This is a genomic window from Ruegeria lacuscaerulensis, from assembly GCF_013033355.1.
In the GTDB taxonomy this organism is placed as follows: domain Bacteria; phylum Pseudomonadota; class Alphaproteobacteria; order Rhodobacterales; family Rhodobacteraceae; genus Ruegeria; species Ruegeria lacuscaerulensis_A.
In genome coordinates this window covers 191,316-207,563 of sequence record NZ_WQDY01000005.1, presented here as the reverse complement: position 1 = coordinate 207,563, position 16,248 = coordinate 191,316, and the positions used below count along the sequence as shown (strand labels likewise).

Genomic DNA, 16,248 nt, shown 5'->3' with positions numbered 1-16,248 from the left:
CAGACTGCGCGGCGACAGCTTGGAACACAAGCTTGCCTGAAGGGTGACCTTGCGTTTATCTGCCCACATGACCCAACCTCGATACACTCCTCTTGCCCTGTCTTTGCCTGCCACAGTGCCGTTCGTCGGCCCCGAAACGCAGGAGCGGCAGCAGGGCGCACCATTTGTGGCCCGATTGGGTGCGAATGAAAGCGTTTTCGGCCCCTCACCACGGGCAATCGAAGCGATGGCCGACACTGGCATCTGGATGTATGGCGATCCCGAGAACTATGATCTGCGTAACGCCTTGGCCGACCATCACGGCGTCGCGCCTGAGAATATCGTCGTGGGGGAAGGAATTGACGGTCTTCTTGGATATCTTGTGCGCTTGTTCGTTGGTCACCGCGATGCAGTGGTGACTTCGGACGGGGCCTACCCGACTTTTAACTACCACGTGGCCGGGTTCGGAGGGATCCTTCACAAGGTACCCTATCGTGGTGACCATGAAGACCTTGACGCGTTGTTTACAAAGGCGGCAAAGGTTGAAGCCAAGTTGGTTTATTTGGCCAATCCAGACAACCCGATGGGCAGTTGGCACATGGGTGCAGACATCGTTTCTGCAATGGAGAAACTGCCCACAGGATGTTTACTGGTGCTGGATGAAGCCTACGTAGAATGCGCGCCAGAAGGTACTGCTGCGCCGATTAATGCCGGTGATCCAAGGGTGATCCGAATGCGCACGTTTTCCAAAGTCTATGGCATGGCTGGTGCACGGGTGGGATATGCGATTGCTGCGCCCGGTTTAATTTCAGCGTTCAACAAGGTTCGCAATCATTTCGGGATGAATCGCGCGGCGCAAGCCGGTGCGCTGGCGGCACTGCAGGATGCCGAATGGTTGGAGCAAGTTCAGGCGAAGATCACCGACGCGCGCGATCGGATTGGACAGATCGCGCGGGAAAATGGGTTGGAAGCCTTGCCCTCGGCCACGAATTTCGTGGCAATCGATTGTGGCCGGGATGGGGCTTTTGCCAAGGCTGTGCTGGAGGCACTGGTCGCTCGGGGTATTTTTGTTCGGATGCCTTTTGTGGCGCCCCAGAACCGTTGCATTCGGGTCAGCTGTGGCGCGGTTTCTGATCTGGATTTGTTTGCAGCCGCGCTGCCAGAAGCATTGGCCGTAGCGCGAGGCGGCTGATCGCATAGGGGGCTGTCCGCCCCCCCATCGCGCCGATGCGCGATTCCCCCCGAAGATATTTTTGGCCAGATGAAGAGCGGACCCTCTGTTCACGCGGCCAAGATCGCGGCAGCGGCCTCCAGCGCGCCTGTGCCGCGAGGTATGTTGAGGGCTGCCATGGCCGTTTCCATCCCGCCAAGCATTGCCATCACCATTTGGCCATTTACGTGACCCATATGGCCAAGGCGGAAACAGCCGTCCCAATCCTCCATCCCCAACCCGATTCCGAGGGTGAGGCCAAGTTGGGTTTCGGTGAAGCGGCGTAACGGGGTTCCCTGCCCGTCGGTCAGGCGCAGCGCCGTGACGGCATGGCTGCGGTCGGTACGGTCGGCGACGTTGAGGTGGAGGGCTCCACCATCGGCCCATGTCTCGCAGGCCGCCCAAATAGCTGTGGCGAGACGTTCGTGGCGAGTCCAGACATGTTCGATCCCTTCGGCGTGGATCAGGTCGAGCGCAGCCCTCAGCCCATACAAGTGATGCGTCGGCGCGGTGCCATTGAAATACTGGTAGAACAGTTCGGGCTGTGTGCGGGGTATCCAGTCCCAATATTGTGAAACGCGGGGCATTGTGGCGCGTTTGGCAGCGGCTTTTTCATTGAAATAGACAAAACCGATGCCAGCCGGGGTCATCAGCCCTTTCTGGCAGGCGGTGACCATGACATCGACGCCCCAGGCGTCCATCTCGAACCGGTCGCAGCCCAGCGAGGCGATGCAATCTGCCATCAGCAGCGCCGGGTGGTTCAGGTCATCCAAAAGGGCCCGCAGAGCCGGAATATCATTGCGGATCGAGCTCGACGTATCCACATGCACCGCCAGTACGGCCTTGATCTCTTGCGCTTTGTCGGCGCGGAGGGCCTCGGCAATCAGGTCGAAGTCCCACCCCGAGGATGTACCGAAATTGATTACCTGCGCCGTGGCCCCGATCCCTTCGGCCATTTCTGCCCAGCCATAGGTGAACCGACCCGACGCAGGGGCCAGCACCGTTTCGCCGGGGGCGATCACGTTGGACAAGGCTGCCTCCCACGTGCCGTGACCGTTGGCGATGTAAATCGCCACATGGTGGTCGGTTCGGGCCACACGTTTTAGGTCGGCGGTCAGGGCGGGCATCATCTCGATCAGTTCGCCTTCGTAGATATTGGGCGAAGGCCGATGCATCGCTTGCAACACTGCGTCGGGCATTACTGAGGGGCCAGGAATGGCCAGATACTCGCGCCCCTGCGCGAGAGAGATGTGATTTGTCATGGGGTCAACCTGTCTGAATTGACGCCCAATTTAGTGACGTCCGGCGCGGCGTCAATCCATCAGCTGCGACGCCTCACGTGCAAGTTTTTCGATGCCGGTCCAGTCGCCATCCATGACCATTTGTTTGGGCGCGACCCAGCTACCGCCTGCGCAGGCAACATTCGACAAGGACAGGTAATCGCGTGCATTTGACGGAGACACGCCACCTGTCGGGCAGAATGTGATTTGCGGAAGGGGCGCGCCAATAGCCTTAAGCGCCGGGGCGCCCCCGGACGCTTCGGCCGGGAAGAATTTAAGCATGTCGTAGCCCTGTTCCAGCAGACGCATCGCCTCGGACGCAGTGGCAGCACCGGGGAGTAACGGCAAGCCCTCGGCCTCACACGCTGCGATCAAGGCATCGGTTGCGCCCGGTGAGACACCGAATTGAGCACCTGCCTCTTTCGCGGCGCGGACGTCTTCGGGGGTGATCAGCGTGCCTGCGCCGACCACACCGCCCGGCACCTGCGCCATGGCGCGGATCGCACTGAGCGCCGAGGGGGTGCGCAGCGTGACCTCAAGCGCGGGGAGGCCGCCTGCGACAAGCGCCTCGGCCAGAGGCCGTGCTTGAGCAGCGTCATCGACGACCAGAACCGGCACGATCGGGGCCAGTGCGCAAATCTCGCGGGTGCGTTGGGTTTTGGACATGTTTTACACTCCGAAAATGCTGGCGCCAGTGTCAGCGGACCCGACATTCTGGCGGAAGGCTCCGAACAGGTCGCGCCCGACGCCGTGCTGATTGGCGCTGAGGTCGGCGGTGGCGGGCGGGCGGTCCAACACGCCGGGCGTCAGGATTTCCAAATCGCCTTTTACCGCATCAACGCGCAGGATATCGCCGTCTTGCAGGCAGGCAATGGGACCACCGTCCAGCGCTTCGGGAACCACATGGATCGCAGCCGGGACTTTGCCGGATGCGCCCGACATGCGGCCATCGGTGACCAGCGCGACCTTGTGGCCCCTGCCCTGCAGGATCGACAACATGGGCGTCAGCGAGTGCAGTTCAGGCATTCCGTTGGCCTTTGGCCCTTGAAAGCGGACGACTACAATGACATCGCCAGTGAACTCTCCCGCCTTGAACGCGGCTTTGACCGCGTCTTGGTCGTGGAACACGCGGACCGGTGCCTCGACCACCTGATGTTCGGGGGCAACGGCCGAGACTTTCATGACGCCCGTTCCCAGATTGCCCGTCAGGCGTGACAGGCCACCGGTGGGTTGGAACGGGTCGCTGGCCGGACGGAGAATTTTTTCGTTCAGACTTTGGCCCGCGCCTTCTTCCCAGACCAACTCGCCATCTTTCAGCTTGGGGTCTTTGGTGTAATTGTGCAGCCCCTGCCCTGCGACCGTCAGCGTATCGGGGTGCAGCAGGCCGTCCTCCAACAAAGTGCCGATGCAATAGCCAAGCCCGCCTGCGGCGTGGAAATGGTTCACATCAGCTAAACCGTTGGGATAGACCCGCGCGACCAAAGGCACCACAGCGGAAATGTCAGAGAAATCCTGCCAGTCCAGCACGATCCCGCCCGCGCGGGCCATGGCGATCAGGTGGATCAGCAGGTTGGTGGAACCCCCTGTGGCCATCAGGCCGACAATCCCGTTCACAAAAGCGCGTTCGTCGAGGATCTGGCACACGGGCGTATAGTGATTGCCCAGCGCGCTGAGAGACAGGGCGCGGCGGGCGCCTTCCTCGGTCAGGGCATCTCTCAAGGGAGTGTTGGGATTGACGAAGCTAGAGCCCGGCAGGTGCAGTCCCATGAACTCCATCAGCATCTGATTTGTGTTGGCGGTGCCATAAAAGGTGCAGGTGCCGGGGCCGTGATAGGCGGCCATTTCGGCCTTCATCAGCTCATCGCGGCCGACTTCTCCGGTCGCGAATTGTTGGCGGACCTTGGCCTTTTCATCATTCGGCAGACCGCTGGTCATGGGACCGGCGGGTAGGAAGACAGCGGGTAGATGGCCAAATGCCTGCGCCCCGATGATCAGGCCGGGGACAATCTTGTCGCAGACGCCGAGGAAAACGGCAGCGTCATAGGTGTTGTGGCTGAGCGCCACGCCGGTGGCCAGCGCGATCACATCGCGCGAGAACAGCGACAGTTCCATCCCCGCCTCGCCCTGCGTGACGCCATCGCACATGGCGGGAACGCCGCCCGCGACCTGCGCCGTACCACCCGCTGCGCGGATCGCATCGCGGATCAGGGCCGGGTAACGCTCGAACGGCTGGTGCGCCGAGAGCATGTCATTGTAAGCGGTGACGATCCCTAGATTGCCCGCTGTTCCGGTGGCCATTGATTGTTGGTCTTCGCCCGCGCCCGCATAGGCGTGGGCCTGACCGCTACAGGACAGGTGCGCGCGGGCCGGGCCTTTGGACTTGGCCTGTTCCATCCGTTCCAAGTGAGGGCCGCGCAGATCGGCGCTGCGGTCAATGATACGTTGAGTGACGTCGGTGATTACAGAATGAACCATGTTTATCCTCCGATCTGACGCCAACGGCGCCCGTCGCGATGCATTAGCATCAAGGCTTCTTCGGGTCCGGAACTGCCCTGATCATACCGTGCAGGCCGGTCGCCGCGGTCCTCCCAACCCTGAATAATGGGATCAACCCAAGCCCAGGCGGCCTCGGCCTCGTCCCCACGCATAAACAGGGTCTGGTCGCCGCGAATGACGTCCATGACAAGCCGTTCATAGGCGTCCTGCGCCCGTGCATCCGCGCCCAGCGCCTCGGCAAAGCTCATGTCCAGCGCCACGTCGGACAAACGGAACCCACCCGGACCCGGGTCTTTGATCGTGGTGCGCAGGGTGATGCCTTCGTCCGGTTGCAGACGGATCACCAGCACGTTGCCGTGCAGAGGGCCAACATTCGGGAAAATCGTATGCGGCGGGTCGCGAAAGAACACCGCAATCTCGGACTCGCGCGCGCGCAGGCGTTTGCCCGTGCGCAGGTAAAACGGCACGCCGGCCCAGCGCCAGTTGCCGATATGAACCTTCAACGCGATATAGCTTTCGGTTCGGCTGGCCGGATCGCCCACATGATCGACATAGCCGTTTTTACCATCCGAGGCGCGGTACTGACCGCGGGCGATGTCTTTAGGCTCGACCGGTTCCAGCGCCTCGATCACCTTGACCTTCTCGTCGCGCACCGCGTTGGGCGCGAATTTCGAGGGTGGCTCCATCGCGGTCAGACACAACAACTGAACCAGATGGTTCTGGACCATGTCCCGCATTGCACCAGACTGATCGTAGTAGGCCCCCCGCCCCTCGACCCCCACGGTTTCGGCCACGGTGATCTGGACGTGGTCGACATGGGTGGCATTCCACAGCGGCTCGAAAAGGGAATTGGCGAAACGCAAAGCCATCAGGTTCTGCACGGTTTCCTTGCCCAGATAGTGATCGATCCGATAAATCTGATGCTCTTCAAAGCAAGCCCGCAACCCTTCGTTCAGCGCCTTGGCCGAGGCCAAATCATGCCCAAACGGCTTCTCGACCACGATACGGCTGTCCGGCGTCGCAAGTCCGTGATCGTTCAAGCGTTGTGCAATCCCGGAAAACAAGCTGGGCCCGACGGACAGGTAGAACGCGCGCACCACATCGGGGCGCAAGGTCTTGGCCAGATCCGACCACCCCGCATCACCCAAAGCGTCCACCGGCACATATTCGACCTGTGCCAAAAATCGATCCAGGACATCCTTTTTGAACCCGGGTGCGAATTTCTGCATCGACGCTCGAAGCTGCTCGCGGAACCCGTCACTGTCCATGTCAGACCGCGCTGTACCAATCACCCGTGCATCAGGCGGCATCTGGCCAACCTCGAATCGATGATAAAGTCCGGGCAGAATCTTGCGCTGCGCCAAATCCCCGGTCGCGCCAAAAAGCACCAGATCAAAGGGGTTAACGGGAATAACGCGTGAAACCATCGACGGGCTCCTTCAGATTCAATGGCATCGCCAGACATGTTATCGCTAACATTTACCGTGGAACTAGTCAAAACCGGCGTTAAAATCAACACCAGATTTGAATTATGCCCCCTGCGGCGCTGCGATCACCCCTGATTACGTAGCCATTCCATCACTGCTGGTCGCACGGATTGTTCACCACGGTGCCGGGCATCCGCGATAATCTTGCGCAGCGATTGCAGATCGGCGCGCAACAACACGCTTTTGACTGGACCAATCGAGGCCGGGCGCATCGACAGTGACCTGATGCCCATAGCGGCCAGGCACAAAGCCTCGACCGGGCGACCAGCATCCTCACCGCAAAACGAAAGTGGCGTGTTCGAGATATTGCAGCGCTCGACGATACGCTCGATGAAGCTGAGGAAACTGACGTTCAGAGTATCATAGCGGCGGCGCACCAGCTCGTTTTCGCGGTCAGCGGCGAAGAAGAACTGTTTCAGGTCGTTGCCACCGATCGAGACGAAGTCCACCTCGTCAAAAAATTTCTGCGGCGCAAAAGCCAACGAAGGCGTTTCCAGCATCGCCCCTACTTCGATCTTTTCCGGCAGGACGTGACCCAGGCGCTTTTCCCGTTCGATGGTTTTGTTGACCTCCCAACGGGCTTCGCGGAACTCATCCGCCTGTGCAACGAAGGGGAACATGATCGACAACGGGCGGCCATTGGCGGCGCGCAGCAGCGCTTGCAACTGCATGCGCATCACGCCGCGCTTGTCCAACCCCACTCGGATCGCGCGCCAACCCAGCGCAGGATTGGGCTCGGCCACGTGTTTCATGTAGGGCAACACCTTGTCCGAACCGATATCCAACGTTCGGAACACGACCCGCTTTTCGCCCGCCGCATCCAGTACGCGCTGATATTGCGTAACTAATTCGGATCGTTTGGGCATCTGCGTGCGGATCAGGAATTGCAGCTCGGTCCGGAACAGGCCCACACCCTCGGCCCCGGAATTGTTCAACGACGGCAAATCGGCCATCAGTCCCGCGTTCATCACCAGATTGATCCGCTCACCATCGCGGGTTACGCACGGGGTTTCGCGGATCGAGGCATAGCGTTCCTGCGCCTTCGCCTGCATCGCGATCTTATCGCGGAAGGCCGAGACCACCGTATCTTCGGGGCGCAGATGCACGGTGCCGTTGTCGCCGTCGACCAGGATATGATCCCCATTCAGCGCCTCGGTCGTGATGCGGCCCACATGCACCACAAGCGGAATCGCCAGCGCGCGGGCGACGATGGTGGCGTGACTACCGACCGAGCCTTCCTCAAGCACGATGCCCTTCAGTGACCGGCCATATTCCAACAGATCGCCGGGGCCGATATTGCGCGCAATCAGGATAGGATCAGGGGGCAGATCTGCGCCATTGGTATTGCCCTGCCCCGTCAGAATACGCAGCAGACGGTTCGACAGGTCATCCAGATCCGCCAGCCGTTCGCGCAAATAAGGGTCTGTCACTTGGCCCATGCGAGCGCGGGCCTGAGACTGCTCTTTCTCCACGGCGGCCTCGGCGCTGAGGCCACGCGCGATGTCTTCCTCCATCCGGCGCATCCAGCCTTTGGAATTGGCAAACATCCGATAGGCTTCCAAAACCTGCAACTGCTCGGTATCGCCATCCTTGGAAATCTCGAGCATCTTATCGACGCCCACCCGCAATTCATCCACCGCTTCGATCAGGCGTTCACGTTCGCGGTGTGGATCTTCGGCGATCGGGTTGGTGACAACGACACGAGGCTCATGCAACCAGACATGACCCTCGGCAGATCCTTCCTGCGCCGGCCCTCCGGTCAACTGTACAGATTGCTGATGACGGGGCGACAAGGCCGCGCCTTCGCCCACAAAGGCGCCAAGCTCGGCCATTTCGGCCAGAACCATGGCCACCACTTCCAGCGCGTAGACCTCATCGGCTGAGTATTCCCGCGCGTCCCGCGACTGAACCACCAAAACGCCCAGCTTTTCGCCCAGGCGCTGAATCGGGACACCAAGGAAAGACGAAAACCGCTCCTCGCCCGTCTCGGGCATATACCGAAAGCCCTTGGCTGAAGGTGCATCCGCCGTATTGACGATCTGGCCGGATTTGGCGACCCGCCCAACCAGCCCCTCGCCCATGCGCATCCGGGTCTGGTGAACGGCTTCGGGTGCCAACCCCTCGGTCGCGCACAGTTCAAGCGTATCTTCATCGCGGAACAGGTAAATCGAGCACACCTCGGCCCTGATGCTATCCGCAATCAGACTGGTGATCCGGTCAAGACGTTCCTGACCGGCGGCCTCGCTCGCCATCTCTTCGCGCAGCCGCCCCAGCAGCTTACGAGATTCTGTTTCGGTACCGTCCGCCATGGCCCACCCAAATTAGTGCGTCAGGCAAGACCCTTGGCTGAAACGCTCAGGCCGCCTTGTCCAGTTCAAAGGCATCATGCAGTGCCTGAACCGCAAGTTCCATGTATTTCCTGTCTACAAGCACGGAAATTTTGATCTCGGAAGTTGTGATGACCTTAATGTTGATCCCCTCATCCGAGAGAATTTTGAACATCTTGGCTGCAACACCCGATTGCGACCGCATGCCGATACCAACCACCGAAACCTTGCAGACGTCTTCGTCAGCGACCAATTCGGCGTAGTTCAGCTCACCAGCATCCTTGATCGCCAACAGGGCTTTTTCGGCGCGCGCCACTTGATCGGTGGGGCAGGAAAAGGTCATATCCGTGCGCCCCTCATCCGAGATATTCTGCACGATCATGTCCACGTTCACGCCTTCATCGCTAAGCGCGGTGAAGATGATCGAGGCGATGCCGGGGCGGTCGGCCACGGATACGACGGTCATTTTGGCTTCGTCGCGGGAATAGGCCACACCGGCCACAACATTGGATTCCATGATATCCTCCTCATCGACGACCAGCGTACCGGCCTCGTCGGATTGTTCTTCGAAACTTGAAAGAACGCGCAGTTTCACCTTGTAGCGCATCGCCAGCTCGACCGAGCGGGTCTGCAGAACCTTGGCCCCCAGCGAGGCAAGTTCGAGCATTTCCTCGAACGAAATACGATCCAGCTTTCGCGCCTTTTCACAGATGCGCGGGTCGGTGGTATAGACGCCGTCCACATCGGTATAGATGTCGCACCGCTCGGCACCAAAAGCTGCGGCAAAGGCCACCGCCGTCGTGTCCGAACCACCGCGGCCTAGCGTGGTGATACGACCCTCGGGGCTGATGCCCTGGAACCCGGCGACCACGGCGACCCGCATGCCTTCGCCGAATTTCTGGTTCAGGTTCTCAGTCGGGATTTCCTCGATCCGGGCCTGGCTGTGGGCGCTGGTGGTCATCAGCGGCACCTGCCAGCCCTGCCAACTGCGCGCAGGGATATCCATCTCTTGCAGCGTCAACGCCATCAGACCAGCGGTCACATTCTCGCCCGAGGACACAACAGCATCATATTCCCGCGCATCGAACAACGGAGAGGTCTCGTTCACCCAGCCCACCAGCTCGTTGGTTTTGCCGGACATAGCCGAGACGATGACAATGACGTCATAGCCCTTTGCCACTTCAACGCCGATACGCTTGGCCGCGCGGCGGATACGGTCCAGGTTGGCGACGGATGTGCCGCCGAATTTCATCACGAGTACGGGCATGGGGGCAGTCGTCTCCGCGCCTTGGAATTCAGATCCCGTGCGTCTTAAGTCAGGGGGGCCGCAAGGGCAAGTGTTCAAAACCTGTTCGGTCGCGTCGTACGGTCGCTTTACAACCGCTCCTAGCGGTGTCAGCTTGCTCTCGTCCGTTATTTCAGGAAATCCAACATGCCCCGTCTTGCTCTTGTCTTTGCTCTTTTGTCCACACCAGCGCTGGCCCAGGTTTCAACACTGGCAGGAACAGACGGGAAAAATGCTTTGGGAACTGTCCCTTGCGCAACAAATGCCGGAGAGCCGCTGCGCAGCTGCAATGCCGAGCTGCGCCGCCATGACGATGGGCAAATAACTTTGGCTGTTGGAATGGGCAACGGCGAGGTCCGCAACATCTATTTCACCGATGGCGTGCCGGATTCAACAAATTCAGCCGCGCGCCTTAGCTATGAGACGCAAGGCAATGTCATGGTGATCTTCGTCGATCCCGGCGAAGTTTATGAGATCCCGACGGTTGCCCTGACCGCTCAGTAAGCATGCGCTTGGCCGTCAAAGGTATCAAAGCAGCCCGTATTTTCCAAAGACAGGTCTTTGAACCGATCTATCAGGCCATCCACGGCCTGATCTACGGTGATCTCAGCTGCGGGCCCGCCCATATCTGTCTGAACCCAACCCGGATGATAGATTCCAACAGCAATGCCGTCATGACGAAGTTCCGTTGACAGGTTGCGACCCAAATTCAACACAGCCGCCTTTGAAGAGCGGTAAATATAGCTGCCACCCGGCGCCCGCGTGTGCGAGGCCATCTGCGAAGACAAGATGGCGATTTTCCCCTTGGCCTTGCGCAGATTGGGTAAAAGCGCTTGAACTGTCAGAAATACTCCGGTCACATTGGATGCAAATGTCTGAGCCCACATTTCGGCCGGGTAACCCGCGATGCTTTCCGACTTATCCAGATAGACACCAGCATTGCAGATCAGCAGATCGACGGCAGTATCTCTAAGCTGTGACGCCATCGCGCGCTGCTGGTCAGGCTTTGTGACATCCAAAACGATCTCGGCACTGCCATCGCGAGCGGTTCCGGTCACATTATGCCCCTGCGCCCGATAACGATCCGCCAGAGTGCGTCCGATTCCACGGCCTGCTCCGGTGATCACAATATGCATGGGTCAGTTGGTCTTTCGCGTTGGAACAAAGGGCAAAGGCGCCACCGGAACGCCGTCATCTATCAGGGCCTTTGCCTCTTCGGGTTTGGCCTCGCCGTAGATCGCCCGCTCAGGCGCATCACCCAAGTGAATTTTGCGGGCCTCACTGGCAAAGTCCTTGCCGACATAATCCGAGTTCTCTTCGACCTTGCGACGTAGTTCGGCAAGAGCCTGCTCAACATCCGGTGTAGGCGTCGCCATATCCACCGACTTTTCCGAACGTTCAGAGGGTTCCGAGCGCGCCTCAATGGTTCGGGCTGGCCGGACACGCGGCGTCATAATCGCTTTTTCGACCTCGCTGTTACCACAAACAGCACAGCACACCATCCCTGCAGCTGCCAGCTTGTCGTAAGCTGCAGCCGATTGAAACCAACTGTCAAAACTGTGACCGTTACTGCATTTCAACGCGTATTGAATCATGATCCGTCCAGACTTCAGATGCGGAATAGATACCGCCCATCAGCGCAATATCAATACCTCTATGGCTGCAGGTAACCGTATGGGCACCGCTGTCGCATCACGGTTAAGCAATGCGCTGTCCAATATCCTACATTCGCGCAGAGAGCTTACGTAAAAGCTGATCATGAGGAATGTCGGCGTCAACGGCAAGGCGGCGCAAGCCAAAATGGACCCGGGCGATTTGTTGGTAATACCGGCTGTACACGAAGTTCGTCCCGCCGCCAGCCAACGCCCCAAGGACAGGAATAGATTGCGTCGCAAGCTTTTGCCCCAAAACCACTGACAGTTTCGGCGCGACGGCAGCAATCAGCTTTTGCATGGCCGGCCCTGTCAGAGTCAGGCGGACCGAGAAAAAGCCCAGATCGGCGCCGTCATCGTATGAAAGTGGCCCGGCAGCAGAAAGAACGCGAACACAATCGAACTTCACTCCGTCCTCTGAAGGATTGAACCCCTCATACGCGGCGGCACCCTGTATCGCACGAAGCAGCATTGTTGTGGTCGCTGGCAGCTCCATCAATGCGGACGACACACCGCCTATCCCACCTGCCGCGCCCATTACTGTGGTCACGGCTGTGTTTACCCATGGCTTTTGATCCGGCACCGCACGGCGCGAACCTTCTGCCGCGTGCATAGCAGCCCATAGTGCCTGTTCAGTCGCGCCTGTCAGCCCCCGCCTGACCGGGTCTGGCAGCTGATCCAGCAAGGTTTCAGCCGATCCGCCAAGACTGTTGAGCAGTTTGACGCCAGCACCCCCTGCAGATTTGTAATGCGCGGCAAGCCGATCCAACTCGGCCTCTGTATCCAGTTTTTCTACAAGAGCGATGTCCTGCATGAAATCCTCCTGACAGAAACATCGGAACTTGTTGTCTGATTTTCAATAGCTCAGCGCGACCATCGGGTCACCGAACCCGTGACTCCAAACCATGCCGCTTCAGTCAGCTCCGCGCCCAAAACCCTATCTGGGTTGGTTGGCGGGGGCATCTTGATGTGTTCCAAACGTGAGAACCCGAACCTTGCGTAATAAGGCGCATCACCAACCAGCATAACGCGCTGCCACCCCTTTTCGCGCCCCGCTTGCAGGCCTTCGTGAATGAGGAATCCGCCCAAACCCTCGCCCTGGTGTGTTGGGTGCACGGCGACGGGTCCTAAAAGCAGGGCATCATGACCCCCGACATGCACGGGCCAGAACCGGATCGCACCTGCCAAAATCCCCTGCCCATCCCGTGCAACCAATGAAAGCCCGGAAACAGGTGGCACGTCATCGCGCAAACGGTACGAGGACAATGCCTCGCGCCCCGGCGCGAAACACAGGTCGTACAAAGCCTCGACCTCCCACCAATCGTCCGGTTCCTCCGGCTTGATCGCGAATTGCTGCACCCCTGCCCTCTTTTCCTTGCTGGAATTCGCCCTAGCACTTCGTTACGCCTTGGGCAAACGCTTGGAGTATATATGTTCTATCGCCCCGAAGACGGCCACGGTTTGCCGCATAACCCTTTCAACGCCATCATCACGCCACGCCCGATCGGCTGGATCTCGTCCCGCGACATGGATGGAGTGAACAATCTGGCCCCGTATTCGTTTTTTAACGGCGTCGCATATACTCCTCCTCAGGTTATGTTCGCCACGACGGGCACGAAACCAGATCAGGACGGTGGCAAAGACAGTATCGCCAACATCGAAGCCACAGGTGTTTTTTGTGTGAATGTCGTGGCGCATGCGCATCGGGATGCAATGAACGCAAGTTCTGCGGGATTGCCGAAACACGTGGATGAATTCGACCATGCAGGTTTGACTGCAATAGAGTGTGAAACCATTCCTTGCGCCAGGATTCAGGGGGCGCCTGCCGCCCTTGAATGCAAGCTGACCCAGATCGTGAAGCTGCCCGGAGAAGCAAACCGCGTTGTCTTCGGAGAAGTAACTGGCGTGCATTTAAGAGACGACTGTTTGAAAGACGGTAAATTCGACGTCACCACATTCCAGCCACTGGCACGGCTAGGGTACCGTGACTACTCCGTGGTCACGGAACTGTTTTCCCTCAACCGTCCCGATGACTGATCGCAAAAGGGGCTCTGCCCCCGCCGCCCTGCGGGCGTCTCCCCCGAGGTATTTTTAGCCAGATGAAGTAAGGGATCCTATACCCATCTGGCTGCAATTATCCCGGAGCGCGAGGCAGAGCCTCCCTATAGCCTCAGTGGCCACCCAGAATGCCGGTGCGGACAGAGTAGTCCACCGCGATTTCATAATCCGGGTCATCATCACTATCGACCATCAGATGGCCGGCCTTGTTCAGCAGTTTGTGGCAATCGCGGCTCAGGTGGCGCAACATGACCCGTTTGCCTGCGGCTTCGTATTTTCCGGCGATGTTCTCAATGGCCTGAAGTGCTGATTGATCAACAACGCGGCTTTCGGCGAAATCCACAATTACGGTTTCAGGGTCGTTCGAGACATCGAAGAGTTCGACAAACCCGTCGGACGACCCGAAGAACAGAGGGCCCTGGATTTCATATACCTTAGCGCCTTTCTCGGTCGCCGAGTCACGTGTAATCGCGTGGATGCGTTTTGCGTTGTTCCATGCGTAAGCCAGCGCCGAGACGATCACGCCAACGACTACTGCGACCGCGAGGTCCTCCATCACCGTCACAACCGTCACCAGCACAATGACGAACGCGTCCATCAGAGGCACTTTTCGCATGATGTTAAACGAATTCCAGGCGAAGGTGCCGATCACCACCATGAACATCACTCCGACGAGTGCAGCCAGAGGAATCTGTTCGATCAGTGGTGAGGCAAAAAGGATGAAGATAAGCAGGAATAGCGCAGCGGCGATCCCGGCGATGCGAGTCCGCCCCCCTGATTTCACGTTGATCATCGACTGGCCGATCATCGCACAGCCACCCATGCCACCGAAGAAACCGGTCGCGACGTTGGAAACGCCCTGCGCGATACATTCCTGCGATGCACCGCCGCGTTTGCCTGTGATCTCACCCACAAGATTCAGGGTCAGCAGCGATTCAATCAGGCCGATGGCGGCCAGAATGACGGCGTAGGGCAGGATGATTTCAAAGGTTTCCCAGGTCAGCGGCACCATCGGGATGTGGAAGGGCGGCAGGCCACCTTCGATCGAGGCCAGATCACCGACGCGCGGCACGTCCAGGCCAAAGCCGATTACCAATGCGGCAACGACGACAATCCCGGCCAGCGGGGCCGGAACAACCCGCGTGATGCGCGGCATGACCCAGATCACCGCCATTGTCAGCGCGACCAGACCCAGCATGGTATAGAGTTGCAGACCCGAGAGCCACTCACCTCCGCCCATGCCGTGGCCGGTGTTCTCCATGGTGCCGGGCACCTTGAACTGGCCCAACTGCGCCAGAAAGATCACGATGGCCAGACCGTTCACAAAGCCCAGCATCACCGGATGAGGCACCAGACGGATGAACCGCCCCCAATGCATCGCCCCTGCGATCACCTGCAAAATTCCCATAAGAACGACGGTCGCAAACAGGTACTCGACCCCATGTTCTGCCACCAGCGCCACCATTACCACCGCAAGCGCCCCGGTCGCGCCCGAGATCATACCCGGACGCCCCCCGATCAGCGCCGTGATCAAACCGACCATGAAAGCCGCGTACAACCCCACCAACGGATGCACACCGGCAACAAAGGCAAAGGCCACAGCCTCGGGCACCAGCGCAAGGGCCACAGTCAGGCCGGACAAAAGCTCGATCCGCAGGCGCGAGGCGGTCAACCCCTCATCCGGCACCCAACGCAGGTCGGGTTTGGCGATACGGTTGGCAAAGCTTGCCAGCATGGCTCGGGGCATAAGATGTCCTGTCGGTTGGTGCGCGCGCGAAAGGGGCTTTCTACCCGTCATCGAACCTTGGAGCCACCGCATCAGGTGGGAGGCTGCTATGCAAAAAGCGCATACCGAGCGATCGCAGAGTCGTGAGTTGAACCGGGCGTCACGGATACGCACTTATTGGCCATGCGATGGTTGATCCTTTTCCTACTAGCCCCGATGGCTGCGTTCGCACAGGACCTGCGGGGCAATGACACGGCCAGCAATTGGCGCGTGACCCATTATGAATCGTTCGGCGTATGGAACTCGATCTGCGACGAACGTGAAGAATACGGCGCGCTGAAGCAGCGCTGCTATATTCGCCGGGCCGAGGTCTTCTCGTACCGCCCCAAATTCGGCGCACAATACGTCTTTATTACCCCTGCCCCGACCGGAGTTCAGGTCGAATTCGGAATAGAACCCGGCACCTTGTTCTGGCCGTCCGGCTTCCGCATTGACGGCAGCGACGGCGTTGTCTGGCGCACCCGCAGCCCTGGATGCCTGACCGGCCTTGGTTGCACCTTCGACGGAAGCGGCGCGGATGAGATCATCGCTGCCATGTTGGACGGAGACGCTTATCGCTTTGTTTTCCGTGACCGACACGGACAGGCGCAGGACCTGACATGGCCATTACAGCAATTTGATGCAGCGTGGAGTGATTTTCAGCAGCAGGCGCAAACCCGTAACCTTTTGACGCTGCAGTAATTCGTAT

The 16,248-nt window shown here is 59.3% G+C and carries 15 protein-coding genes; 4 read left to right on the top strand and 11 right to left on the bottom strand.

Features of this window, described 5'->3' with window-relative positions:
- The first annotated feature begins 67 nt into the window (after positions 1-67).
- Positions 68-1,171: a pyridoxal phosphate-dependent aminotransferase gene (locus GOW48_RS11550; protein ID WP_170753816.1), complete on the top strand. Its 1,104-nt coding sequence runs from the start codon at positions 68-70 to the stop codon at positions 1,169-1,171.
- 89 nt (positions 1,172-1,260) lie between these two features.
- Here the strand turns inward: GOW48_RS11550 and GOW48_RS11545 are convergent, their stop codons facing one another.
- The 6 genes from GOW48_RS11545 to GOW48_RS11520 all read right to left on the bottom strand — a co-directional run bounded on the left by GOW48_RS11545 (position 1,261) and on the right by GOW48_RS11520 (position 10,046).
- Complete coding sequence (locus GOW48_RS11545) at positions 1,261-2,451, bottom strand: pyridoxal-phosphate-dependent aminotransferase family protein (RefSeq protein ID WP_170753814.1); 1,191 nt, start codon at positions 2,449-2,451, stop codon at positions 1,261-1,263.
- Positions 2,452-2,502: 51 nt separating this feature from the next.
- Positions 2,503-3,135: a bifunctional 4-hydroxy-2-oxoglutarate aldolase/2-dehydro-3-deoxy-phosphogluconate aldolase gene (locus GOW48_RS11540; protein WP_170753812.1), complete on the bottom strand. Its 633-nt coding sequence runs from the start codon at positions 3,133-3,135 to the stop codon at positions 2,503-2,505.
- A gap of 3 nt (positions 3,136-3,138) precedes the next feature.
- Positions 3,139-4,944, bottom strand: a complete 1,806-nt coding sequence (gene edd / locus GOW48_RS11535; RefSeq protein WP_170753809.1) for a phosphogluconate dehydratase — start codon at positions 4,942-4,944, stop codon at positions 3,139-3,141.
- 2 nt (positions 4,945-4,946) lie between these two features.
- Positions 4,947-6,392, bottom strand: coding sequence for a glucose-6-phosphate dehydrogenase (gene zwf, locus GOW48_RS11530; protein ID WP_170753807.1), 1,446 nt, complete (start codon positions 6,390-6,392; stop codon positions 4,947-4,949).
- Positions 6,393-6,517: 125 nt separating this feature from the next.
- Positions 6,518-8,761: a phosphoenolpyruvate--protein phosphotransferase gene (gene ptsP / locus GOW48_RS11525; RefSeq protein ID WP_170354974.1), complete on the bottom strand. Its 2,244-nt coding sequence runs from the start codon at positions 8,759-8,761 to the stop codon at positions 6,518-6,520.
- Between the two features lie 46 nt (positions 8,762-8,807).
- Complete coding sequence (locus GOW48_RS11520) at positions 8,808-10,046, bottom strand: aspartate kinase (protein WP_170753805.1); 1,239 nt, start codon at positions 10,044-10,046, stop codon at positions 8,808-8,810.
- A gap of 165 nt (positions 10,047-10,211) precedes the next feature.
- On the opposite strand from GOW48_RS11520, the gene GOW48_RS11515 reads away from it, so the two are divergent.
- Positions 10,212-10,568 (top strand): hypothetical protein, encoded by a 357-nt coding sequence (locus GOW48_RS11515; protein WP_170753803.1) that lies wholly within the window; start codon positions 10,212-10,214, stop codon positions 10,566-10,568.
- On the opposite strand, the gene GOW48_RS11510 is transcribed toward GOW48_RS11515, so the two are convergent.
- The 4 genes from GOW48_RS11510 to GOW48_RS11495 form a co-directional block, all read right to left on the bottom strand.
- The gene (locus GOW48_RS11510) at positions 10,562-11,200 is read right to left on the bottom strand and encodes an SDR family NAD(P)-dependent oxidoreductase (RefSeq protein WP_170753801.1); all 639 of its coding nucleotides are present in this window, start codon (positions 11,198-11,200) and stop codon (positions 10,562-10,564) included. The genes GOW48_RS11515 and GOW48_RS11510 overlap by 7 nt on opposite strands.
- A 3-nt stretch (positions 11,201-11,203) precedes the next feature.
- Positions 11,204-11,659 (bottom strand): DUF1178 family protein, encoded by a 456-nt coding sequence (locus tag GOW48_RS11505; RefSeq protein ID WP_170753799.1) that lies wholly within the window; start codon positions 11,657-11,659, stop codon positions 11,204-11,206.
- 127 nt (positions 11,660-11,786) lie between these two features.
- Entirely contained in the window at positions 11,787-12,530 is a 744-nt protein-coding gene (locus GOW48_RS11500) for an EcsC family protein (protein WP_170753797.1), read from the bottom strand.
- A 50-nt stretch (positions 12,531-12,580) separates the two neighbouring features.
- Entirely contained in the window at positions 12,581-13,075 is a 495-nt protein-coding gene (locus GOW48_RS11495) for a GNAT family N-acetyltransferase (protein WP_170354968.1), read from the bottom strand.
- A gap of 72 nt (positions 13,076-13,147) precedes the next feature.
- Here GOW48_RS11495 and GOW48_RS11490 point away from each other — a divergent pair, with 72 nt between their 5' ends.
- Positions 13,148-13,753, top strand: coding sequence for a flavin reductase family protein (locus GOW48_RS11490; RefSeq protein ID WP_170753795.1), 606 nt, complete (start codon positions 13,148-13,150; stop codon positions 13,751-13,753).
- Positions 13,754-13,886: 133 nt separating this feature from the next.
- Here GOW48_RS11490 and GOW48_RS11485 read toward each other — a convergent pair whose 3' ends face one another.
- Complete coding sequence (locus GOW48_RS11485) at positions 13,887-15,521, bottom strand: SulP family inorganic anion transporter (protein ID WP_170354966.1); 1,635 nt, start codon at positions 15,519-15,521, stop codon at positions 13,887-13,889.
- 162 nt (positions 15,522-15,683) lie between these two features.
- Between GOW48_RS11485 and GOW48_RS11480 the strand changes: the two genes are divergently transcribed.
- The gene (locus GOW48_RS11480) at positions 15,684-16,241 is read left to right on the top strand and encodes a hypothetical protein (RefSeq protein ID WP_170354965.1); all 558 of its coding nucleotides are present in this window, start codon (positions 15,684-15,686) and stop codon (positions 16,239-16,241) included.
- The last annotated feature ends 7 nt before the right edge of the window (positions 16,242-16,248 follow it).